The organism is Modestobacter lapidis (assembly GCF_054780755.1).
The window spans coordinates 473,777-495,045 of sequence record NZ_BAAGVS010000002.1 but is presented as its reverse complement, the minus strand read 5'-3'; the positions used below and the strand labels follow the sequence as shown (position 1 = coordinate 495,045).

Sequence of the window (21,269 nt, the reverse complement as noted above, 5' to 3'; positions counted from 1 at the left end):
GAACCCAATGACCCGATCACGAATGACCAGACCAACGGGAATTGTTACTTGGCACTGACTTTCGGCACGCTGTTGAGTTCTCAAGGAGCGGACGCGCGAAGAACCAGACCCTGGAAGGTCGTCGTCTCCGGCTTGTGTTGTCCTGCTCGGCGCCCGGGCCCGGCCTCGCGGTCGTTCCCGGCGCAAAGAGAAAGTTACGTGGCCGCGCGCGGGGTGTCAAACCGGGGAGGCGGTGACCCGCGCCACCCGCCCGGAACCCCCCGGACGTCCCCCGTTCACCCGGGCGGGGGACGCGGTCAGGCCTCGGGGCGCCGCACGCCGGCGACGGTCCGCCGGCCCCGGCGCAGCACCAGCCAGCCGCCGGGCAGCCAGTCGGATCCGGCCGGCACCGCCTCGGCGTCGGTCACCCGCTCGTTGTTCAGGTAGGCGCCGCCCTCCTTCACCGTGCGGCGGGCATCGGACAGGCTCGAGCACAACCCGGTCAGCTGCAGCAGCTGGGCGATCGAGGGCAGCTCCCCCGGCACGTCGTGCGTGCCGGCCTCGGCCAGGGCGGCACCCAGCGTCGCGGCGCCCAGGCCGGCGAGGTCGGCCCGGCCGAACAGCGCCCGTCCCGCCGCCTCCGCCTGCGTCAACTCGTCGTCTCCGTGCACCAGCAGGGTGAGCTCCTCGGCCAGGGCGCGCTGCACCGCCCGGGCGGCCGGTCGTGCCACCGACTCGGCGACCAGCGCCGCCACCTCGTGCGCCGGCCGCTCGCTGAACAGCGGCAGCCAGGCCCGGGCGTCTGCGTCGTCCAGGTTCAGCCAGTACTGGAAGAACGCGTACGGGCTGGTGAGCTCCGCGTCCAGCCATACCGTGGCGCCCTCGGTCTTGCCGATCTTCGTGCCGTCGGCCTTGGTGATCAACGGTGTCCCGAGGGCGTGCACCGACGCCCCCGCCGTCCGGCGGACCAGGTCGATGCCGGCGGTGATGTTCCCCCATTGATCGGAGCCACCGCTCTGCAGCGTGCAGCCGTGCCGTTGATGGAGTTCGCGGTAGTCGTTGGCCTGCAGGATCTGGTAGCTGAACTCGGTGTAGCTGATCCCGGCGTCGGAGTTCAGCCGGGCCGACACCGCCTCCTTGGCCAGCATCCGGCTGACCCGGAAGTGCTTGCCGAGGTCGCGCAGGAAGTCGATGGCCGACAGCGGCGCCGTCCAGTCCAGGTTGTCGACGTAGATCGGTGCCCGGAGCCCGTACCGCTCCGCGGGCAGGTCGAGGAACGGCGCCACCCGGTCCCTGATCCGCTGCACCCAACCGGCGACGGTCCCCCTGTCGTTGAGCTGCCGTTCCGACGACGGCCGCGGGTCACCGATCAGCCCGGTCGCCCCGCCCACCAGCACGATCGGCTGGTGGCCGGCCCGCTGCAGCGCGCGCAGCAGCATGAACTGCACGAGGTGCCCGACGTGCAGGCTCTGCGCGGTGGGGTCGAAGCCGCAGTAGTAGGTGACCGGCCCCTCGGCCAGGTGCGCGCGTAGCGCGGCCTCGTCGGTGCTCTGGGCGATGAGCCCGCGGCGGTGCAGTTCGTCGATCACGTCGGACGGAGCAGAGGTCACGATGCCCCATCCTGCCTGCCGCTCCCCCGCCGCGGTTTCCCACCTGCCCGGAACACGCTCACCGACGGCGCGCCGGTCTCCCAGAACCGCCACGGCAGGTCCGCCGCCCGGCTGATCCCCACCCGCGGGCCGGTGGACACCGACGCGGGCGCCGACCCGCGGTGCAGGCGGACGGCGGAAGCGTCGGAGAGCAGCTCCGCGCCCCGGTCGTCGGGGCCGATCGCCAGGGCCTGGGTCAGCCGGGCGGGGCCGCGAGCGAGGTCCCGGGCGGTCCTGGCCGCGGAACGCCGACCACGGGCGACCTCCTCCCCCAGCACCACGTCACCGGCGCGCATGAGCACCGCCGACCCGCGACCGGCCGGCCCGACGACGACGTTGGCGCACCAGTGCACGCCGTAGCTGAAGTAGACGTAGAGCCGCCCGGGTGGACCGAACATGATCTCCGACCGCGGGGTGGGGCCCCGGTGCGAGTGCGCCGCCGGATCCATCCCCTCACCCGAGTAGGCCTCCACCTCGGTGAGCCGCAACGCGACCCGGCCGGCCGGCCGGTCGGTGACGACCCAGCAACCCAGCAGCGCCGGGGCCACGACGTCGACCGGCCCGAGCAGTTCCGCCTCGGAGAGGAGGGGCCCCGGCCCTGGCCGGTCGGACGGTGCGGCGGCTCCCATGACCCCGATCGTCCTAGAGGACCTTGGCCACCGGCGAGGCGAGCGCCCAGTCGCCGTGCTGCCGGGCCAGCTCGGCGAGCGAGCCCAGCTGCTCTGCGACGCGCTGGGGGGCCGTCCCGCCCCGGGTGCTCCGTGCGGCCAGCGCACCGGCGACGGTCAGCACGGACCGCACCTCCGGGGTGAGCCGCTCGTCGATGCCGGCCAGCTGCTCGTCGTCCAGCTCGTCGAGCTCGAGCCCGGCGTCCTCGCAGAAGGCGACCATGGCGCCGCTGATCTCGTGGGCGGAGCGGAACGGCACTCCCGATGACACCAGCCACTCGGCCACGTCGGTGGCCAGCGCGAAGCCCTCGGGCGCGGCGGCCTCGATGACCTCGGAACGGAGGGTCAGGGTGGCGATCATCCCGCTGACCGCGGGCAGCAGCAGGAGGAGCTGCTCGACGGAGTCGAAGACCGGCTCCTTGTCCTCCTGCAGGTCACGGTCGTAGGCCAGCGGCAGGCCCTTAAGCATGGTGAGCAGGCCGGTGAGGTTGCCGACGAAGCGGCCGGCCTTCCCCCGGGCCAGCTCGGCGATGTCCGGGTTCTTCTTCTGCGGCATGATCGACGACCCGGTCGCCCAGGCGTCGTCGAGCCGCGCCCAGCCGAACTCGGTCGACGTCCAGAGCACGACCTCCTCTCCCAGCCGGGAAAGGTGCACCCCGAGCAGCGCCGCGACGAAGCAGAACTCCGCGGCGAAGTCGCGGTCGCTGACCGCGTCGATGCTGTTGTCCGCCGCGCGGTCGAAGCCGAGCTCCGCGGCGACCGCATCGGGGTCCAGCTTCAGCGACGACCCGGCCAGTGCGCCGGCGCCCAGCGGGCTGACCGCGGCGCGGGCGTCCCAGTCCTGCAGCCGGTCGACGTCGCGGGCGATCGAGTGGGCGTGGGCCAGCAGCTGGTGGGCGATGAGCACCGGCTGGGCGTGTTGCAGGTGCGTCATGCCCGGGGCCGGCACGTCGCGGTAGCGCATCGCCAACCCGATCAGTGCGTTCTCCAGATGGGCGAGCTCGCCGACCAGCGCGCGGACGTTGTGCCGCAGGTACAGCCGCAGGTCGGTGGCGACCTGGTCGTTGCGGCTGCGGCCGGCGCGGAGCTTGCCACCGAGCGCGCCGAGCTTGTCCAGCAGCCCGCGCTCGAGCGCCTCGTGCACGTCCTCGTCGGCCTCGACCGGGGTGAACGTCCCGGCGGCCACCTCGGCGGACAGCTCGGTGAGCGCACCGACCATCGCCGTGAGCTCGTCCTCGCTCAGCAGCCCGGCCCGGTGCAGCACCCGGGCGTGCGCCCGGGAGCCGGCCAGGTCGTAGGGCGCCAGCCGCCAGTCGACGTCGGTCGACTTGGACAGCGCGGCCATCGCCGCCGACGGCCCACCGCCGAAACGGCCTCCCCACAGCCGGGTGGACCCCTCGCCCGCGGTCGCGGTCACGCTCCACTCCCCTTCGAGCTCAGGTCGTTCTCCGTCGGTGTGCCCGCCGCGGCGCCGGAGGCCAGGGCGAGCAGGTGGCCGGCGAGCGCGGGCCCGCCGGTCGGGTCGCGGGAGACGACGAGCAGAGTGTCGTCCCCCGCGATCGTGCCCAGGACGTCGGGGAGCCCCACCTTGTCCAGCGCGGAGGCCAGGAACTGCGCGGCACCCGGCGGGGTGCGCAGCACCGCCAGGTTGGCGCTGCCCTCGGCCGCGGTGAGCAGGTCACCGAGCATCCGGGTCAGCCGGGTCGGGGACCCCTGCGCCGGCCGCAGCGGGGAGTTCTCCGGGGGCAGCACGTAGCTGGCCGGGGCGCCGTCGGAGCCGCGGAGCTTGACCGCCCCCAGCTCCTCCAGGTCCCGGGACAGCGTCGCCTGGGTGACCTCCACGCCGGACTCGGCCAGCAGCCGGGCCAGCTGGGTCTGCGACGTCACCGGCACGGCGGTGATCAGCTCGGTGATGCGCGCGTGCCGCGCCGACCGGGTGAGCGCGGCAGTCACCCGGATCGTTCCAGCAGTCGGGACCGGCCCCGTGCACCGGCAGCGCGGGACGCCGCCATCACGACGACCGCTCCAGGAGCCAGGTCAACAACGCCTTCTGCGCGTGCAGCCGGTTCTCCGCCTCGTCCCAGACCGCGCTCCGCGGGCCGTCGATGACCTCCGCGGCGATCTCCGTGCCGCGGTAGGCCGGCAGGCAGTGCAGGACGACGGCGTCGTCCGCAGCCCGGGCCAGGGCCGCCTCGTCGAGGGCGTAGGGCAGGAACCGCGCCACCCGGGCGTCGTACTCGGCCTCCTGGCCCATCGAGACCCAGGTGTCGGTGACCAGCACGTCGGCCCCGTCGACGGTGGCGGCCGGGTCGACGGTCCACTGCACCGAGCCGCCCGTGTCCGCGGCGATCTCCCCGGCCCGCTTGAGCACCGCCGGGTCGGGCTGGAACGCCTCCGGTGACCCGATCCGCACGTGCATGCCCGCCAGCGCGCCGCCCAGCAGGTAGGAGTGCGCCATGTTGTTGGCACCGTCGCCGAGGTAGCTGAACGTCAGCCCGGCCAGCCGGCCGCGCCGTTCGGCGACGGTCTGCAGGTCGGCCAGGATCTGGCACGGGTGGTACTCGTCGGTCAGCGCGTTGACCACCGGCACCCGGCTGGCGGCGGCCATGGCCGCCAGCCGGTCCTGGCCGAAGGTCCGCCACACGATCGCCGCGACCTGCCGGTCCAGCACCCGGGTGGTGTCCTCGACCGGCTCACCGCGGCCCAGCTGGCTGGTGCCGGAATCGACCACCAGCGGCTGCCCACCGAGTTCGGTGATACCGACGGAGAAGGAGACCCGGGTGCGGGTCGAGGGCTTGTCGAACAGCACTGCGACCGTCCGCCCGGTCCCGTTCGGCAGCCGCAGCGGCGTGGGGGCACCGGCGGTGTGCCGGCTCGCCTTGAGCTGTGCGGCGAGGGCGAGGACCTCCGCCTGCTCGGCCGGGTCGAGGTCGTCGTCCCTGGTGAAGTGGCGCGCACCCGAGGTGCTCAGCATGGCTCGTCCCGCACGGCGTCCAGCGCCGCCGGGAGGGCCGCGACGAACGCGTCGATCTGCGCGTCGGTGACCACCAGGGACGGCGCCAACCGGATGACGCCGGGGGCGACGGCGTTGGTCAGGAAACCGGCCGAGCGCAGCTGCGCCTCGACGGCGGCGGCCACCGGGGCCGTGAGGACGACGCCGAGCAGCGCGCCGCGCCCCCGGACCCCGGACACGCCGGCGTGCCCGAGCCCCTCGATACCGGCGGTGAACCGGTGCTCGATCTCCTTGGCCCGCTCCAGCAGCCCCTCGTCGCGGATGGTGTCCAGCACGGCCAGCGCCGCAGCGGCGACGACCGGGTTGCCGCCGAAGGTGGATCCGTGCGCGCCGGCGGTCATCAGCTCGGCGGCGTCGCCGAAGGCCAGGGTGGCGCCCAGCGGCAGGCCGCCGCCGAGCGCCTTGGCCAGCGTGATGACGTCGGGCTGCAGGCCGTCGGCCTGGGAAGCGAACCAGTGCCCGGTGCGGCCGGTGCCGGTCTGCACCTCGTCGACGGCGAACAGCGCCCCGGCCCCGTGCGCCGCCGCCTCCGCGGCGGCCAGGTAGCCGGCCGGGGCGGGCAGCACGCCCCCCTCGCCCAGCATCGGCTCGAGCAGCACCATCGCGGTCTGCCCGCCGACCGTCGCGCGCAGCGCGTCGGGGTCGCCGTAGGGCACGTGGCGCACACCGCCGGGCAGCGGCGCGAACGCGTCGGCCTTGCCGGGCTGCCCGGTGAGCGCCAGCGCGCCCATCGTGCGGCCGTGGAAGGACCCGACCGCGGTGACCACTTCGGGCCGGCCGGTCAGCCGGCTCAGCTTGAACGCGGCCTCGTTGGCCTCGGCACCGGAGTTGCAGAAGAAGACCCGCCCGGGCCGGCCGGCCAGCTCCAGCAGCCGCTCGGCCAGCCGGACGCCCGGCTCGTGCATCGCGAGGTTGGACACGTGGCCCAGGGTCTGCGCCTGGGCAGTGATCGCCTCGACCACCTTGGGGTGGGCGTGGCCCAGGATCGTGGTCGCGATGCCACCCAGCAGGTCGGTGTACTCGCGGCCATCGACGTCCCAGACCGTGGCACCGGCGCCGCGCGCCAGCGCGACCGGCGGGGTCTTGTAGTTGCCCAGCATGACGGCCGACCAGCGGGCCGCCAGCTCCTCGGTGTGCGTGGAACTCGTCATGCGGACCCCTCCTTCTCGGTCGACCGAGCCGGGACGACCATCGTCCCGGTTCCCTCGGTGGTGAACATCTCCAGCAGCAGGGCGTGCGGCAGGCGGCCGTCGACGACGGTTGCGCGGGCCACTCCGCCCTCGACCGCCCGCAGGCAGGCGGCCATCTTCGGGATCATCCCGGCGTCCAGGGCCGGGAGGATCTCCGCCAGCTCGGTGGCGTCGATCTTCTGAACCAGCGAGTCGCGGTCGGGCCAGTCGGCGTAGAGCCCCTCGACGTCGGTGAGGACGACGAGCTTCACCGCGCCCAGCGCCACGGCGAGCGCGGCGGCGGCGGTGTCGGCGTTGACGTTGTGCACCTGGCCCTCGGCGTCCGGGGCGACCGTGGCCACCACCGGGATGTGGCCGGCCTCGATCAGCGCGGTCACCGGGGTCGGGTCGACCGTCGCCACGTCGCCGACCAGGCCGACGTCGACCGGCTCGCCGTCGACGAGGGCGGCAGTGCGCGCGGCGGTGAACAGCCCGCCGTCCTCCCCCGACAGCCCGACCGCCAGCGGCCCGTGCTGGTTGATCAGCCCGACCACCTCCGGCCCGACCTGGCCGGTGAGCACCATCCGGACGACGTCGATCGACTCCGGGGTGGTGACCCGCAGCCCGCCGCGGAACTCGCTGTCGATGCCCAGCCGATCCAGCATGCTGCTGATCTGGGGCCCGCCGCCGTGGACCACGACCGGGTGGATGCCGCAGGTGCGCAGGAACACCATGTCCTCGGCGAAGGCGACCCGGCACTCCTCGTCGACCATGGCGTGCCCGCCGTACTTCACGACGACGACGTTGCCGTGGAACTCCTTCAGCCACGGCAGCGCGCCGGTCAGCACCGCGACCTTGGCCCGATCACCCTCGGGGTCGTCGGTGCGCATGACCCGGGTGGTGCCGATCTTCCGCCGGGGCGGGACCTCGTCGGGTGCGACGTCGGGCGGCGTCGGGTCCTGGGCTTCGGTGCCGTCGTTGCTCATGTGGAGTACGCCGAGTTCTCGTGGACGTAGGCGATGGACAGGTCGTTGGTCCAGATGGTGGCCTCCTCTGACCCGGCCCGCAGGTCCACCTCGATGGTGATCGCCCGGCCGGTCAGGTCGACGCCCTCCCGGGGGTCGCCGATCGCGCCACCGCGGCAGACGGTGACCCCGTTGATGGTCACGTCCACCTGCCCGGCCTCGAAGGCGGCGTCGGTGGTGCCGATGGCGGCCAGCACCCGGCCCCAGTTGGGGTCGTTGCCGAACAGCGCCGTCTTGAGCAGGTTGTTGCGGGCGCAGGCCCGGCCGGCGGTCAGCGCGTCGGAGACGCTGGCGGCGTTGCGGACGGTGATCGCGATGTCCTTGGTCGAGCCCTCGGCGTCGGCCAGCAGTTGCATCGCCAGGTCGAGCGTGGCCGCGTCCAGCGCCTCGGCGAACTCCTCGGCGGTCGGGGTCACCCCGCTGGCGCCGCTGGCCAGCAGCAGCACCGTGTCGTTGGTCGACAGGCAGCCGTCGGAGTCGACCCGCTCGAAGGACCGCGACGTCGCCGTCCTCAGGGCCGGCCCGAGCAGCTCGGCGGGGACCACGGCGTCGGTGGTGAGGACGACGAGCATGGTGGCGAGCGAGGGGGCGAGCATCCCCGCGCCCTTGGCCATCCCGCCGATCCGCCACCCCCCGCGGGCCTGCACGGTCGTCTTGGGCACCGAGTCGGTGGTCATGATCGCCCGCGCGGCGTCCGGGCCGCCCTCGGCGGACAGCTCCTGCGCCGCCACGGTGACGCCGGGGAGCAGCCGGTCCATCGGCAGCCGGGTACCGATCAGCCCGGTGGAGGCGACGGCGACGTCGATCGCGCCCAGACCCAGCTCCGCCGCGACGTGCTCGGCGGTGGCGTGGGTGTCCGAGAAGCCCTCGGGACCGGTGCAGGCGTTGGCGCCGCCGGAGTTCAGCACGACGGCCCGCACCCGGCCGGCCTGCAGCACCTGGCGGCTCCAGAGCACCGGCGCCGCCGGGAAGCGGTTGGTGGTGAACACCGCGGCTGCCGCGTCGTGCGGGCCGTCGTTGAGCACCAGCGCGACGTCCGGCGCACCGGTGGACTTCAGTCCGGCGGCGACGCCGGCGGCCCGGAACCCCTGGGGCGCGGTGACGCTCACGGCGCGACCCCCACGACCGGCAGGCCGGTGGTCTCCGGGAGGCCGAGGGCGAGGTTGGCGCACTGCAGCGCGGCGCCGCCGGTGCCCTTGGTGAGGTTGTCGACCGCGGCGACGACGACCAGCCGACCGGCGTCGGGGTCGACGGCCAGCTGCAGGGCGACGGTGTTGGCGCCGAGCACCGCGGCGGTGGTCGGCCACTGCCCTTCGGGCAGGAGGTGCACGAACGGCTCGTCGGCGTAGGCCTCGGCGTAGGCGGCGCGGGCGGACTCGGCGTCCACGCCGGGCGCCAGCCGCGCCGAACAGGTGGCCAGGATGCCCCGGCTCATCGGCACCAGGGTGGGCGTGAAGCTCACCGTCACCGGGGCATCCGCGGCCAGGGACAGGTTCTGCACCATCTCCGGGGTGTGCCGGTGCACCCCGCCGACGCCGTAGGCGCTGGCCGCGCCCATGACCTCGCTGCCCAGCAGGTGGGTCTTCGCCGACTTGCCGGCGCCGGAGGTGCCGCTGGCGGCGACCACCACGATGTCCGGCTCGACCAGCCCGGCGGCGAGGGCCGGGGCCATGGCCAGGGTGACCGAGGTCGGGTAGCAGCCGGGAACGGCGATCCGCCGCGCGGTGCGCAGCCGCTCCCGCAGGCCCGGCAGCTCCGGCAGCCCGTAGGGCCAGCTGCCGGAGTGCTCGCCGCCGTACCAGCGCGCCCAGGCGGCCGGGTCGTTGAGCCGATGGTCGGCGCCGCAGTCGATGACCAGGGTGTCGGCGGGCAGTTGCGCGGCGATGGCCGCGGACTGCCCGTGCGGCAACGCCAGGACGACGACGTCGTAGCCGGCCAGCGACCCGGGGTCGCTGGGCTGGACGACCATGTCCGCGTAGGGCAGCAGGTGCGGCTGCGACTCTCCGAGGCGTCGCCCGGCGCTCGATGCTGCGTGCACCCCGGCGAGCTGGAGCCGCGGGTGCCCGGCCAGCAGCCGGCACACCTCACCGCCCGCGTACCCGGTGGCGCCGGTGACCCCGACCGTCCACGTCTGCGTGTCCATCACAGTGCATCATCATGCACTAGACCGGATGATCTTTCAATCGGATCAGCCGGCCCGGCCGCCGTCCAGCGGACCGTACCCGGGGCCGACGGTGCCCGGCCCGCTCTCCCGCCGGGCTCCCGGGTCGCTGCCGGCGGTGCGGTGGCTGCCCGACGGCGGCGGTGCGTCGATCGCCCGGGTGTCGTCCGCGGAGAGCTGCCGCGGGTCGCCGGACGTGCCGGCGGGTTCGTCGGCCGGCCGGTCCACCGCAGCCGGCTGCCGGTCGTACCGGCTGCCGATCGTGACCAGCAGCCAGCCGACGCCGGCGACGAGGAACAGGTTGCGCGGCGTCGCCTCGGCGGAGAAGCCCAGCACGAACGGTGCGGCGATCAGCAGCACCGCCAGTACCGCGTCCAGCAGCGCGTGCGCCGGCGGGCCGAGCTGGTGCACCAGCCCCGTCGGCCCCGCACCGGTCGAGGCCAGCACCAGGAAGACCACGCCGACCACGATCGACGCCGCGGTGGCCATCCCGCTGTCGGTGAACCCGAGGAGGAACGGCGCGGCGACGAACAGGAACCCGACCAGGTACTCGAGCAAGCCCTGCACGGCCTGCGGGATGGGACCCTCGCGCAGCATGCCGGGAGCCTAATGGGGCGGGCGACGTCGGCCGGGCGCCCGCACCGGGTCAGCCGATCGGATCGGCGTCCCCGAACGGTCGCAGCCGCAACTGCCGGCCGTCGCCGGTGGGGGCCGTCGCCCGGAGCAGGTCCAGGTCGTCGGCGCCGGCCCGGAAGAACCGTCCCGACCAGGCGTCCAGCTGACCCGCGGCGATCGCGACGACCAGCGCCACGACGTCCTCGGGCCGGGTCCACTCGGTGCGCCCGGCGTGCATGGGCATGGCCCGGGTCATCGTCGTGTCCACCACCCCGGGCGCCAGGTCGAAGGCCCGCACCCCGTGCGCGGCGCCGGCCAGGGCGATGCCCTCGGTGATGCGCATCTGCGCGCTCTTGCCAGCGGAGTAGGCGCTGTACTCGGCGCTGCCGCGGGTGCCCAGGCCGCTGCCCAGGCCGATCACCCGGCCACCGCCGCGGGCCACCATCGTCGGGACGACGGCGCGCGCGAGCAGGAACGGCCCGCGCACCTGGCTCTCCACCACCTGCCACCACTGGTCGGGATCGGCCTCCCAGAGCGGCACCTCGGCGGCGTCGATCAGCCCGGCGTTGTTGACCAGCAGGTCGACCGGACCGAGCTCGTCGGTGACCCGCTGGACGGCGGCCTCGACGGCCGCCCGGTCGGTGACGTCGGCGGCCACCGCCAGCGTCCGGGCGCCGGTGGCCGCGGCCACCTCGCGCATCGCCGTGGTCAGCCGGTCGGCGCCGCGGGCCAGCCCGGCCACCGCGGCGCCGCGGGCGGCCAGCCCCTCGGCCAGATGCCGGCCGATGCCGGTGGAGGCGCCGGTGACCAGGGCCACCGTGCCGGTCAGCATGGCCCCGTCCAGAGGCTCGCCGCGAGCTTGCGAGTGGTGAGGGGGACGGGGTCCTTACGCACGGAGGTGGGCTCCTGTCGCTCGGGCCGCCGACTCGACCGCCCGGGAGAAGGCCTCCCCGGCCTCCTCCCGGTTCAGCGTCCGGTTCGCGGCGCGGAAGGTGAATGCGTAGGCCAGCGACCGCCGGCCCTCGGGCACCGGGGTGCCGGTGTAGACGTCGAAGAGCCGCAGGTCCTCCAGCAGCTCCCCCGCCCCCTCGGCCAGCGCGGCCCGCACGGCGGCCTCGGGCTGCTCGACGGGCACCACCAGGGCAGCGTCCATGTGCACCGGCGGGAACGTGGAGATGTGCGGCCCGACCGGCACGGGGGCGGCCGGCAGCGCGTCGACGTCGAGCTCCATCGCGCAGGTGCGGGCGGGCAGCTCGAGCGCAGCGCACACCCGCGGGTGCAGCTCACCGGCGTGGCCGACCACCCGGTCGCCGACGAGCAGTTCGGCGCAGCGCCCGGGGTGCCAGGGCGGCAGCTCGCCGGCGCGGACGGTCAGCTCGACGCCGGCCGTCGCGGCGACCGTGCGGGCGGCCTGCACCGCGTCGGCCCAGTCGGCCGGGCGCCCCGGCCCCCACCAGCCGCGCGGCTCGCGGTTGCCGGCCAGCGCCACCGCGACGTGCCACGGCTGGGCCGGAACCGCGCCCAGCAGCGCGGCCAGGGTCGCGTCGTCCGGGCGCCGGTCGACGCCGGGCAGCGGCGCGGGGGTGCGCTCGTCGCCGGGGAAGACCGAGCCGTGCTCGAACACGGCCAGATCACGCTGCCCGCGGGCGAGGTTGCGGGCCAGCGAGGCGAGCAGGCCGGGCAGCAGCGTCGTCCGCAGCGCCGGCTCCTCCTCCGACAGCGGGTTCCGGACCACCACGACCTGCCGCCGGGCGTCGTCCTCGGCCAGGCCGAGCGCGTCCAGCGCCGCCGTCCCGACGAACGGGTAGGACGGCGCCTCCACGTAGCCTGCCTCGGCCAGCGCGCGGCCGATGCTGCGGCGACGGCGCTGCCGCTCGGTGAGCCCGCGCCCCGGGGGCACGCTGGGCAGGACCGAGGGCACGTCGTCGTAGCCGGCCAGCCGGACGACCTCCTCGACCAGGTCGGCGGGGTCGGTGAGGTCCGGCCGCCACGACGGCGGGGTGACCGAGAGCAGATCGCCGTCGGCCTCGACCACCGCCCCGACCGCGGCCAGCGCCTCGGTCACCTGGGCCGGCGGGTAGGCGACACCGGCGATCCGGCCGGGCATCGCGACGTCGAGCCGGATGGCCGGGCGGGGCGCGCGGACGTCGAGGTCGACCGGCCCGCCGACGACGGTCGCCCCGCCGTACTCGCCGAGCAGCGCGGCGGCGCGGGCCAGCGCGACCACGGTCATCTCCGGGTCGGTGCCGCGCTCGAAGCGCTTGGCAGCCTCGCTGGGCAGCTTGTGCCGGCGGACGCTGCGGGCGATGCCGGTGGGCTCCCAGTGGGCCGCCTCCAGCAGCACGGCGGTGGTGGCCCCGCCCCCGGTGCTGCCGATCTCGGTCGAGGCGCCGCCCATCACGCCGGCCAGGCCGATCGGCCCGGTGTCGTCGGTGATCAGCAGGTCGTCCTCATCGAGCGCGCGGTTCGCGCCGTCCAGCGTGGTCAGCCGCTCCCCCACCGTCGCGCGGCGCACCACGATCGGGCCCGTGACGGCGTCCCGGTCGAAGGCGTGCATCGGCTGGCCGAGCTCGAGCATCACGTAGTTGGTGACGTCGACGGCCAGCGAGATGCTGCGGATACCGGACTGCGCCAGCCGGCGCCGCATCCACCACGGGCTCGGCGCGGTCGGGTCCAGGCCCTCCAGGGCCACCATGGAGAAGCGGTCGCAGCGAGCCGGGTCGGCGATCTCCACCGGCCAGGCGGGCGCACCCGACCAGGCCGGCGGGGTGGCCGCACCGGGATCGCGCCAGCCGACGCCCAGCCCGGTGCCCATCTCCCGGGCGATGCCGCGCATCGCCAGGCAGTAGCCCCGGTCGGGGGTGACGGCCAGCTCGACGACGGCGTCGTCCAGCCCGACGACGCCGGCCGCCGGGGTGCCCGGTGCCGGACCGTCCCCACCGCGGCCGAGCACCAGGATGCCGGCGTGGTCCTCGCCGATGCCGAGCTCGCGGACCGAGCAGATCATCCCGTCGGAGACGTGGTCGTACGTCGTCCGGGCGGCGATCGCGAAGTTCCCGGGCAGCACGGCCCCGGGGAGGGCGACGACCACGAGATCATCGACGGCGAAGTTGCGGGCGCCGCAGACGACGCCCCTTGGTTCCGCCTCGCCGACCTCGACCCGGCAGTAGCGGATCGGCTTCTTGAAGCCGGTCAGCTCCTCGATCTCCAGCACCCGGCCGACCACCAGCGGGCCGGTGGTCTCCGGCGGGCGGTGCACCTCCTCGACCTCCAGGCCCAGCCGCACGAAGGCGTCGTCGAGCTCCTCGACGCCGGTCTCCGCCGGCAGGTCGACGTGCTCGGCCAGCCAGCCGATGGGCACCCGCATTACTCTGCTACCTCAATCCAATGACGGTCGGTCACTGCTCTACCCCGAATGCTCGCGTGAACCGGACGTCGCCCTCGACGATGTCGCGCATGTCGCCGACGCCGTGGCGGAACTGCAGGGCCCGCTCGATGCCCATCCCGAAGGCGAAGCCGGTGTACTCGGCCGGGTCGATGCCGCAGGCCACCAGCACCCGCGGGTTGACCATGCCGCAGCCACCCCACTCGACCCAGCGCGGGCCGTCCCGGTGCTCGGGGAACCAGACGTCGAACTCCGCCGACGGCTCCGTGAACGGGAAGTAGGACGGCCGCCAGCGGGTGATCGCGTCCGCCCCGAACAGCTGCCGGGCCAGGTGGTCCAGCGTGCCGCGCAGGTGGGCCATGCTCAGGCCGCGGTCCACCGCCAGCCCCTCGAGCTGGTGGAAGACCGGGGTGTGCGTCGCGTCGAGCTCGTCGGTCCGGTACACCCGACCCGGCGCGACCACGTAGATCGGCGGGGTGCGGGACAGCATGGTGCGCGCCTGCACCGGGCTGGTGTGGGTTCGCAGCACCAGGCCGGAATCCTCGGGGGCCACGAAGAAGGTGTCCATCATCGTGCGGGCCGGATGGTCGGCCCCGATGTTGAGGGCGTCGAAGTTGAGCCACTCCGCCTCGAGCTCGGGGCCCTCGGCGATCCCGTAGCCCATCGCGACGAAGATGTCGGAGATCCGGTCGGTGAGCGTGGTCAGCGGGTGCCGGGCGCCCCGGGGGGTGCGGTCCCAGGGCAGGGTGACGTCGACCCGCTCCTCGGCCAGCACGCGGGCGTCCCGCTCGGCCTCCAGCTCGGCCAACCGGGCGGCGTGCGCCTCGGTGACGGCCGTGCGCGCCGCGTTCACGCGCTTGCCGGCATCGGAGCGGGCGGCCGGCGGGAGCGCGCCGAGCTCGCGGCGGGCCAGCAGCACCGGCGCGCGGTCGCCGAGGTGCGCCGGCCGGACGGCGGCCAGCGCCTCCAGGTCGGCAGCGGCGGCGAAGGCCTCGATCGCCGCGCCCACGGCGGCGTCGAGGGCCTCCGGAGACAGCGCAGCGACCTGCTTGGGGTCGTAGGGGTCGTTGGCGCCAGACACGGGACGCCATTCTGCCCGGCGCACCTACCCGTCCGCCCCCGGGTTCCCCATCGACCGATGAGGGGGGCCGGCGAGGACAGTCCTCCCTCCGACGACGACACCGGCCGCGTGCCGGGGAACCGGGGAACCGCCATGGCCGCGCTGACCTACAACTCGATCGCCTCGCTGGACGGCTTCGTGGCCGACGCGGACGGTGGTTTCGCCTGGGCGGAGCCGGACGAGCAGGTGCACCGCTTCGTCAACGAGCAGGAGGAGGGCGTCGGCACGTACCTCTACGGGCGCCGGACCTACGACACGATGGCCGTCTGGGCCGCCGACGACTGGCTCGCCGGCGCGCCGCCGTACGTGCGCGACTACGCGCGGATCTGGCGCGGAGCGGACAAGGTCGTGTACTCCACGACGCTGGCGGCGGTGACCACCGCCCGAACCCGGCTCGAGCGGAGCTTCGACCCCGCGGCGGTGCGGCAGCTGGTGGACCGGGCCGATCGCGACGTCGGCCTGGGCGGGCCGACCCTGGCGGCCGCAGCGCTGCGCGCCGGGCTGGTGGACGAGTGCTCGGTGTTCGTCGTCCCGGTGGTGGTGGGCGGCGGCACCCCGTGGCTGCCGGCCGGGCTGCGGCTGGATCTCGAGCTGACCGAGGAACGCCGCTTCGGCAGCGGCGTCGTCCTGTTGCGGTACCGCACCCGCCGCTGAGCGCGTCTGTCGTTGTCCACTGCGGTTCAGCGGCGCTGAGCGCAGCTGCCGCCGCGACGGACCGCACGCTCCCGCTCTCTCGACGTGCTCCTCCTCGACCGACATGGCTGTCGGTCCGACAGCCCGCCGGCGCGTCCTACCGAAGCGTCCTCAGTGGCCATATCCACCTTTTGACCAGGACTTTCACCTTGCGACGACAGTTCGCCGACGGTAGACTTCGAACACCAGTTCGAAGCGCTGCGGGAGGTGTCATGGGCGAGTTGACCTCGGCCCTGGACGCGCTGGCGGCCGATGACCTGAAGCCGATGTTCGGCCCGCAGCTGCTGGACCGGGCGTCGATGTTGCAGCAGGCGAGGAACCGGATCGATGCCGAGCTGGCCCGCACGGTGCGGGAGTGCGAGCTGACCCAGGCGCCCGAGCACGACGGGCTGAAGACGATGGCGTCCTGGGGGCGAGGTCACCTGCGGCTGTCCGCGCAGGCGGCGTCCCGGCTGGTGCACTCCGGCCGGGCGCTGGAACACCTCCCGGCCGTGGCGGCGGCCTTCGCCGCGGGTGAGGTGACCGCCGAGGCGGTGGCGGTGATCGCCCCGGTCGCCACGTCCGAGCGGCTGGCGGCGGCGGCCGATCAGGGTGTGGACGTGGCCGAGGTGGACGCGGCGCTGGCGCTGGCCGCGGCGACCCAGCCCTACGACACGCTGCGGGGCTGCGTGCAGCGCTACTGCGCCGCGCTGGATCCCGACGGCCCCGAGCCCGACCCCACCGAGGGCCGCCGGCTGGCCATCGCCAAGCACGCCGACGGCAGCATCACCGGCCGGTTCGACCTCGATGCCGTCGGTGGGGAGAAGCTGCAGGCCGCGCTGGAATCGATCGTGCAGGCCGCCCGGCCCCAAGGGGACACCCGCACCCGCGCCCAGCAGAACGCCGACGCGCTCGTCCAGTTGTGCGACAACCAACTGGCCTCGGGCCAGCTGCCGTTCCTGCGGACGGTGAAGCCGCACGTGGTCCTCAACCTCGACGTCGATGACTTCGCCGACCCGGCCACCGGTGCCGGCGCTGCATCCACCGGCTTCGGAGCGTGCATCTCCGCCGAGCGGGCCCGGTGGCTGGCCTGCGACGGCAGCATCTCCCGGATCGTGATGGGCCCCGACGGGGTCCCACTGGACCTGGGCCGGGACCACCGCGTGGTCACCCCCGCCCTACGGAAGGCCGTCGAGCGGCGCGACAAGGCCTGCGTGTTCGCCGGCTGCAACGCACCGACCTGGTGGTGCGACGTGCACCACCTCATCCACTGGATCCACGGTGGCGAAACCAACCTGACGAACTCAGCGCTCCTCTGTGAACGCCACCACACCAAAGTCCACCACGGCTTCCGCGTCGAACGACCACCCGACGGCCGATGGCGCACCTACCGCCCCGACAACACCGAGATCATCATCGGCCCACGGCTGTAACCGACCCGCGTCGCCGCGGGGTCCCGGTCGCTGATGGTGGCTCCATCAGAAGAGCCGGTCGGACGGGGTCGTCGGCTCGGCGCAGGCAGTGAGGTCGGGTCTGTGGTCGGCGGCGGAGGTGGGCCAGCGCTCAGCCCTGGGCGAGCTGGGTGGCGTAGAGGCAGATCGACGCGGCGACCGCCAGGTTCAGGCTCTCCGCCCGGCCGCGCATCGGGATGCGCACCCGGGCGTCGGCCAGCGCGGCCAGGGCGGGGTCCAGCCCGCGCGCCTCGTTGCCGAACAGCCACAGCACCGGCCCGGCGAGCAGCCCCTCCTCCGCGGCGGCGTCGAGCGCGACCTCTCCCCCGCCGTCGGCGGCCAGCACGGTCACCCCGGCGGCCCGCAGCACGGGGATCAGCTCCTCGAGCGGGGCGCTGCGCACGACGTCGACGTGGAACAGGCTGCCGGCGCTGGAGCGCACCACCTTGCCGTGGAACGGGTCGGCGGACCCGCTGCCGAACACCACGGCACCGGCGCCGCACGCGTCGGCGGTGCGCAGCACGGTGCCGGCGTTGCCGGGGTCGTTGAGCTCGGCCAGCGCCACGGCCAGCCGCGGCGGGTCGGCGGCCAGTGATCGGGCCGGCACGTCGCGCAGGGCACAGACCGCGACCAGACCCTGCGGGGTGACGGTCTCCGACAGCGACGCGGCGGCGCGCTCGGTCACCAGCCGCACCGGCACGCGGGTGCCGGCGAGCAGCTCGCCGTGCGCGGCGGCCGCGGCCTCGGTGGCGAAGACCTCGCGCACGGCGACCGGGTCACGGCCCGCCTCGGCGAGCGCCTCGGCGACCGCCTGGCGGCCCTCGGCGAGGAAGGCACCGGCATCGTCCCGGCCGCCGCGCCGGGTGAGCTTGCGGGCGGCCACGACGCGGGCCGAGCGCTCGGTCAGCAACGGAAGGACCCCGTCCCCCTCACGCCTCGCAGGCTCGGCGCGAGCCTCTGGACGGGGCCGACCGGCGTGCGAATGGCGAGAGGGAACGGGGTCCTCTTTCAAGCTGGGGTGGTGCTCAGGCGGCCTGGGTGGGGGCCTGGGCGCCGGTCGCCTCGGGGTTCGCGGCGAGCGCGGCCCGGGCGGACTCCACCAGCGCGGCGAAGGCGGCCGGCTCGCTGACGGCGAGCTCGGCCAGGACCCGACGGTCCAGCTCGATCCCGGCCAGCCGCAGACCCTGCATGAACCGGTTGTAGGTCATGTCGTTCTGCCGCGCCGCGGCGTTGATCCGGGTGATCCACAGCTTGCGGAAGTCACCCTTGCGGACCTTGCGGTCGCGGTAGTTGTAGGTCGCGGAGTGGAGGATCTGCTCCTTGGCCTTGCGGTACAGCCGCGAGCGCTGCCCGCGGTACCCGCTGGCGGCCTCGAGGGTCGTACGACGCTTCTTCTGGGCGTTGACCGCCCGCTTCACGCGTGCCACGTGGAAGCTCCTGTCTGCTCGTTAAGGGTGGCGGTCAGAGACCGAGGAGCTTCTTCATCCGGCTGGTGTCCGCCGGGGACAGCACCTCGGTGCCTGAAACGCGGCGCTTCCGGCTCGAGGACTTGTGCTCGAACTTGTGCTGGTTGTTCGTGTGCTCACGCACCAGCTTCCCGGTGCCCGTGACACGGATGCGCTTGGCCGTGCCCTTGTGGGTCTTGTTCTTCGGCATGTCCTCGTCCTCGTTCGTCTCTGTCGCCGGCCGCGGGGCAGCGCCCCGCGGCGTGGCCGTTGCGATGGCCGTCTCGGTGGTGCGGTGGTGCAGGTGCCGCGCCGGCTCAGGCCGGGGGCGCCTGCCCCTCGGCCGGTGCCTGCGCCTGCTCGGACGACGCGTGCTTCTCGGCCTTCGCGGTGCGCCGGACGGCGTCCGTCGCCGCCTGGTTCCGGTGCGGTGCGATCACCATGACCATGTTGCGGCCGTCCTGCTTGGGGTTGGACTCCACCGTCCCCAGGTCGGCCACGTCGCCCGCGAGGCGCTGCAGCAGCCGGTAGCCCATCTCGGGGCGGGACTGCTCGCGACCGCGGAACATCACGGTGATCTTGACCTTGTCGCCGCCCTTGAGGAAGCGCTCGACGTGGCCCTTCTTGGTCTCGTAGTCGTGCGGGTCGATCTTCAGGCGCAGCCGCATCTCCTTGATGACGGTGAGCGCCTGGTTCCGCCGGGCCTCGCGGGCCTTCTGGGCGGCTTCGTACTTGAACTTCCCGTAGTCCATGAGCTTGACGACGGGCGGCCGGGCCATGGGCGCGACCTCGACGAGGTCGAGCTCGGAATCCTGGGCCAGGCGCAGCGCTTCGCCGATCGGCACGATGCCGACCTGCTCACCCTCGGGTCCGACCAGGCGGACCTCGGGGACTCGGATGCGGTCGTTGATGCGGGGCTCGGTGATGGCCTCTCCTCTGCTGCCTGCGGTGAGGAGTCAGCGGCCCGGCCCGGGTCGAGGACGAGCAAAGGCCCCGTGAGCGATTGCTCACGGGGCCCACTCGCCGGCAGGCCGCACATGTCGGGAGCGACACGTGCAGCCACAGAGGGCGGCCGGAGCCGTCTCTGCGATCCGGGGACCTGGCTGCCTCGACGGCACCAGGTGGGAGCGGGCTCCTCTTGGTCGGCGACCCGGGGCGGGGTCACCGTTGGTTCGCGCGCCTCGATGTAGCGGGGGAGGCACGCCAATGCTACAGCGCCGCGGGGGTCGCCGTCATTCCCGGGTCCCGGGGTGCCTCACTCGTAGAGCAGCGGTGTCCTCGACGCCGGGTCGTCGGCCGGGGTGTTGACCGCGAGCAGGGCCCGCAGCCCCTCGACGGCGTCGACCGCCCGCCCCTTGTCGGCCGCCTGCACGGCCAGCACGGAGAGCTCGTCGCCGTTGCTGAGCAGCAGCGACGCCCACGGCGAGTGCCGGTCGAACCGCACCGCGCGCACCACCGACCAGGGCAGCTCGTGGGTGGCCAGCACGTTCCGTACCCGGATGCGCGTGGCATCGGCATCGACCCGCGGGCGGGCCATCAGCAGCACCCCACCGCCCAGTGCCAGGCCGAGCAGGACCATGGCCACCTGGTCGGCGGTCTGGAAGGCCACCACACCGGTGGTCGAGGACGTGAGCAGGACGGCGACCACGGTCATGACGGCCACGATGGCGGCGGCCGCGAGCACGCAGATCAGCCGCAGCCGATGGGGTACGGCCGACACCGGACGGGGGGCTGGTTCGACGGGCACCCCTCCATGGTGCACCGTGCCGCTGGCAGAGTGCCCCCACGTGGACGTCACCGGCACCGAACAGCACCAGGCCTGGCAGCACCGGACCCTTCCCCCGGTCGAGCAGCTGCGCCCGGACCTCTGGTCGATCCCGGTGCCCATCCCGAACAGCCCGCTGCGCTACGTGTCGGTGTACGCCCTCGCCGTCCCGGGCGGGATCGGGCTCATCGACACCGGCTGGGAGAGCGACGAGAGCTGGGCGGCGCTGACCGGCGGGTTGGCCGGGATCGGCGCCTCCATCGACGACGTCCGCGGCGTGCTCGTCACCCACATGCACTTCGACCACCTCGGCCTGGCCAACCGGGTTCGCCAGCGCTCCGGCGCGTGGATCGCCATGCACCCGGCCGACGCCGAACTGGTGGCCGGCTCGAACCGCCGGGACGTCGAGACGTCGGTTGCCGCCGAGGTCGAGTTCCTCGTCGGCCTGGGTGCCGACCGGGCCGAGGCGGTCGCCGATGTCGGCCCGGCCGAAGGAATGGCCCGCTACCTGCGGGCTGCCGTGCCCGACCGGCTGCTGGACCACGGCGACCTGGCCGACCTGCCCGGCTGGCAGCTGCGTGCGGTGCACACCCCCGGTCACACGCCCGGCCACCTGTGTTTCGCGGAGGAGCGCACCGGCCTGTTCTTCTCCGGCGACCACGTGCTCCCCCGGATCACGCCGAACATCTCCACGACCGTCGACGGGCTGGCCGACCCGCTGCGCTCGTTCCTCGACTCCCTGGCCGGCGTCCGCGAGACGGGGTCGACCGAGGTGCTGCCGGCGCACGAGTGGCGCTTCACCGGCCTGGCCGACCGGGTCGACCAGCTCACCGCCCACCACGAGCAGCGGCTGGCCGAGTTGCTGACCGCCGTCCGCGCGCACCCGCACAGCACTCCGTGGGAGCTGGCGGCGCACCTGACCTGGTCCCGCCCCTGGTCGTCCTACGAGCGGCGGATGCGGATCTTCGCCGTCACCGAGACCGACGCCCACCTGCGGCTGCTGGCCAGCCGCGGCGCCGTGCTGGGCAGCGCCGGCCCGGTCCCCACCTGGACCGCCGCCGTCCGCTGAGCCGGCAGCCGTTCCGGCGGGGTGCCGCCGGTCACCGACCGGCGGACCACCACGTCACACGGCTGGAACACCGAACCCGCACC

Annotated in this window: 21 protein-coding genes; 3 read left to right on the top strand and 18 right to left on the bottom strand. The window is 74.3% G+C overall.

The window, feature by feature from the left end; translation table 11 throughout:
- Positions 1 to 296: 296 nt before the first annotated feature.
- From tyrS to pheS, 13 genes are read right to left on the bottom strand one after another with little or no spacing between them, the layout of a single operon-like run.
- Entirely contained in the window at positions 297 to 1,589 is a 1,293-nt protein-coding gene (gene tyrS / locus ACYVG5_RS05005; RefSeq protein WP_222050706.1) for a tyrosine--tRNA ligase, read from the bottom strand.
- On the bottom strand, positions 1,586 to 2,257 hold the full coding sequence (locus tag ACYVG5_RS05000; protein WP_222050705.1) for a DNA-3-methyladenine glycosylase: 672 nt from the start codon (positions 2,255 to 2,257) through the stop codon (positions 1,586 to 1,588). The genes tyrS and ACYVG5_RS05000 overlap by 4 nt, the downstream gene beginning before the upstream one ends.
- A gap of 13 nt (positions 2,258 to 2,270) precedes the next feature.
- Complete coding sequence (gene argH, locus ACYVG5_RS04995; RefSeq protein WP_222050704.1) at positions 2,271 to 3,713, bottom strand: argininosuccinate lyase; 1,443 nt, start codon at positions 3,711 to 3,713, stop codon at positions 2,271 to 2,273.
- Positions 3,710 to 4,249 (bottom strand): arginine repressor, encoded by a 540-nt coding sequence (locus tag ACYVG5_RS04990; RefSeq protein ID WP_222050702.1) that lies wholly within the window; start codon positions 4,247 to 4,249, stop codon positions 3,710 to 3,712. The genes argH and ACYVG5_RS04990 overlap by 4 nt, the downstream gene beginning before the upstream one ends.
- A 58-nt stretch (positions 4,250 to 4,307) precedes the next feature.
- A complete protein-coding gene (gene argF / locus ACYVG5_RS04985; protein ID WP_222050700.1) occupies positions 4,308 to 5,270 on the bottom strand; it encodes an ornithine carbamoyltransferase in 963 nt (320 codons plus the stop codon).
- On the bottom strand, positions 5,264 to 6,460 hold the full coding sequence (locus tag ACYVG5_RS04980) for an acetylornithine transaminase (protein WP_222050698.1): 1,197 nt from the start codon (positions 6,458 to 6,460) through the stop codon (positions 5,264 to 5,266). The genes argF and ACYVG5_RS04980 overlap by 7 nt, the downstream gene beginning before the upstream one ends.
- Positions 6,457 to 7,464 carry an acetylglutamate kinase gene (argB, locus tag ACYVG5_RS04975; RefSeq protein ID WP_222050697.1) on the bottom strand — a complete coding sequence of 336 codons (1,008 nt, stop codon included), beginning with the start codon at positions 7,462 to 7,464 and terminating at the stop codon, positions 6,457 to 6,459. Before argB ends, ACYVG5_RS04980 begins: the two co-directional genes overlap by 4 nt.
- Complete coding sequence (gene argJ, locus ACYVG5_RS04970; RefSeq protein WP_222050695.1) at positions 7,461 to 8,612, bottom strand: bifunctional glutamate N-acetyltransferase/amino-acid acetyltransferase ArgJ; 1,152 nt, start codon at positions 8,610 to 8,612, stop codon at positions 7,461 to 7,463. Before argJ ends, argB begins: the two co-directional genes overlap by 4 nt.
- The gene (gene argC / locus ACYVG5_RS04965) at positions 8,609 to 9,646 is read right to left on the bottom strand and encodes an N-acetyl-gamma-glutamyl-phosphate reductase (protein ID WP_222050694.1); all 1,038 of its coding nucleotides are present in this window, start codon (positions 9,644 to 9,646) and stop codon (positions 8,609 to 8,611) included. The genes argJ and argC overlap by 4 nt, the downstream gene beginning before the upstream one ends.
- A 45-nt stretch (positions 9,647 to 9,691) precedes the next feature.
- Positions 9,692 to 10,261 carry an SPW repeat domain-containing protein gene (locus tag ACYVG5_RS04960; RefSeq protein ID WP_222050693.1) on the bottom strand — a complete coding sequence of 190 codons (570 nt, stop codon included), beginning with the start codon at positions 10,259 to 10,261 and terminating at the stop codon, positions 9,692 to 9,694.
- 49 nt (positions 10,262 to 10,310) lie between these two features.
- The gene (locus ACYVG5_RS04955) at positions 10,311 to 11,111 is read right to left on the bottom strand and encodes an SDR family NAD(P)-dependent oxidoreductase (protein WP_222050692.1); all 801 of its coding nucleotides are present in this window, start codon (positions 11,109 to 11,111) and stop codon (positions 10,311 to 10,313) included.
- A gap of 54 nt (positions 11,112 to 11,165) precedes the next feature.
- Complete coding sequence (gene pheT, locus ACYVG5_RS04950) at positions 11,166 to 13,646, bottom strand: phenylalanine--tRNA ligase subunit beta (RefSeq protein WP_222050691.1); 2,481 nt, start codon at positions 13,644 to 13,646, stop codon at positions 11,166 to 11,168.
- Between the two features lie 31 nt (positions 13,647 to 13,677).
- Positions 13,678 to 14,745: a phenylalanine--tRNA ligase subunit alpha gene (gene pheS / locus ACYVG5_RS04945; RefSeq protein ID WP_222050690.1), complete on the bottom strand. Its 1,068-nt coding sequence runs from the start codon at positions 14,743 to 14,745 to the stop codon at positions 13,678 to 13,680.
- A 132-nt stretch (positions 14,746 to 14,877) separates the two neighbouring features.
- Between pheS and ACYVG5_RS04940 the strand changes: the two genes are divergently transcribed.
- On the top strand, positions 14,878 to 15,438 hold the full coding sequence (locus ACYVG5_RS04940; RefSeq protein ID WP_222050707.1) for a dihydrofolate reductase family protein: 561 nt from the start codon (positions 14,878 to 14,880) through the stop codon (positions 15,436 to 15,438).
- Between the two features lie 251 nt (positions 15,439 to 15,689).
- Positions 15,690 to 16,889 carry an HNH endonuclease signature motif containing protein gene (locus tag ACYVG5_RS04935; RefSeq protein ID WP_460682996.1) on the top strand — a complete coding sequence of 400 codons (1,200 nt, stop codon included), beginning with the start codon at positions 15,690 to 15,692 and terminating at the stop codon, positions 16,887 to 16,889.
- 130 nt (positions 16,890 to 17,019) lie between these two features.
- Here ACYVG5_RS04935 and ACYVG5_RS04930 read toward each other — a convergent pair whose 3' ends face one another.
- The 5 genes from ACYVG5_RS04930 to ACYVG5_RS04910 form a co-directional block, all read right to left on the bottom strand.
- A complete protein-coding gene (locus ACYVG5_RS04930; RefSeq protein ID WP_222049766.1) occupies positions 17,020 to 17,817 on the bottom strand; it encodes a TrmH family RNA methyltransferase in 798 nt (265 codons plus the stop codon).
- Positions 17,818 to 17,932: 115 nt separating this feature from the next.
- The gene (rplT, locus tag ACYVG5_RS04925; protein WP_222049765.1) at positions 17,933 to 18,334 is read right to left on the bottom strand and encodes a 50S ribosomal protein L20; all 402 of its coding nucleotides are present in this window, start codon (positions 18,332 to 18,334) and stop codon (positions 17,933 to 17,935) included.
- A gap of 34 nt (positions 18,335 to 18,368) precedes the next feature.
- The gene (gene rpmI, locus ACYVG5_RS04920; RefSeq protein WP_222049764.1) at positions 18,369 to 18,563 is read right to left on the bottom strand and encodes a 50S ribosomal protein L35; all 195 of its coding nucleotides are present in this window, start codon (positions 18,561 to 18,563) and stop codon (positions 18,369 to 18,371) included.
- 106 nt (positions 18,564 to 18,669) lie between these two features.
- Positions 18,670 to 19,263: a translation initiation factor IF-3 gene (gene infC, locus ACYVG5_RS04915; protein WP_460682999.1), complete on the bottom strand. Its 594-nt coding sequence runs from the start codon at positions 19,261 to 19,263 to the stop codon at positions 18,670 to 18,672.
- Positions 19,264 to 19,607: 344 nt separating this feature from the next.
- Positions 19,608 to 20,099, bottom strand: coding sequence for a PH domain-containing protein (locus ACYVG5_RS04910; RefSeq protein WP_460682995.1), 492 nt, complete (start codon positions 20,097 to 20,099; stop codon positions 19,608 to 19,610).
- A 40-nt stretch (positions 20,100 to 20,139) separates the two neighbouring features.
- Between ACYVG5_RS04910 and ACYVG5_RS04905 the strand changes: the two genes are divergently transcribed.
- A complete protein-coding gene (locus ACYVG5_RS04905; protein WP_460682994.1) occupies positions 20,140 to 21,186 on the top strand; it encodes an MBL fold metallo-hydrolase in 1,047 nt (348 codons plus the stop codon).
- The last annotated feature ends 83 nt before the right edge of the window (positions 21,187 to 21,269 follow it).

Bases quoted from the DNA above. Each gene is read 5' to 3' on its own strand.
- ACYVG5_RS04955 (WP_222050692.1), bottom strand. From the start codon at position 11,111: ATGCTGACCGGCACGGTGGCCCTGGTCACCGGCGCCTCCACCGGCATC.
- argF (WP_222050700.1), bottom strand. From the start codon at position 5,270: ATGCTGAGCACCTCGGGTGCGCGCCACTTCACCAGGGACGACGACCTC.
- ACYVG5_RS04960 (WP_222050693.1), bottom strand. From the start codon at position 10,261: ATGCTGCGCGAGGGTCCCATCCCGCAGGCCGTGCAGGGCTTGCTCGAG.
- ACYVG5_RS04935 (WP_460682996.1), top strand. From the start codon at position 15,690: ATGGGCGAGTTGACCTCGGCCCTGGACGCGCTGGCGGCCGATGACCTG.
- argC (WP_222050694.1), bottom strand. From the start codon at position 9,646: ATGGACACGCAGACGTGGACGGTCGGGGTCACCGGCGCCACCGGGTAC.
- argB (WP_222050697.1), bottom strand. From the start codon at position 7,464: ATGAGCAACGACGGCACCGAAGCCCAGGACCCGACGCCGCCCGACGTC.
- rpmI (WP_222049764.1), bottom strand. From the start codon at position 18,563: ATGCCGAAGAACAAGACCCACAAGGGCACGGCCAAGCGCATCCGTGTC.
- ACYVG5_RS05000 (WP_222050705.1), bottom strand. From the start codon at position 2,257: ATGGGAGCCGCCGCACCGTCCGACCGGCCAGGGCCGGGGCCCCTCCTC.
- ACYVG5_RS04940 (WP_222050707.1), top strand. From the start codon at position 14,878: ATGGCCGCGCTGACCTACAACTCGATCGCCTCGCTGGACGGCTTCGTG.
- ACYVG5_RS04980 (WP_222050698.1), bottom strand. From the start codon at position 6,460: ATGACGAGTTCCACGCACACCGAGGAGCTGGCGGCCCGCTGGTCGGCC.
- pheT (WP_222050691.1), bottom strand. From the start codon at position 13,646: ATGCGGGTGCCCATCGGCTGGCTGGCCGAGCACGTCGACCTGCCGGCG.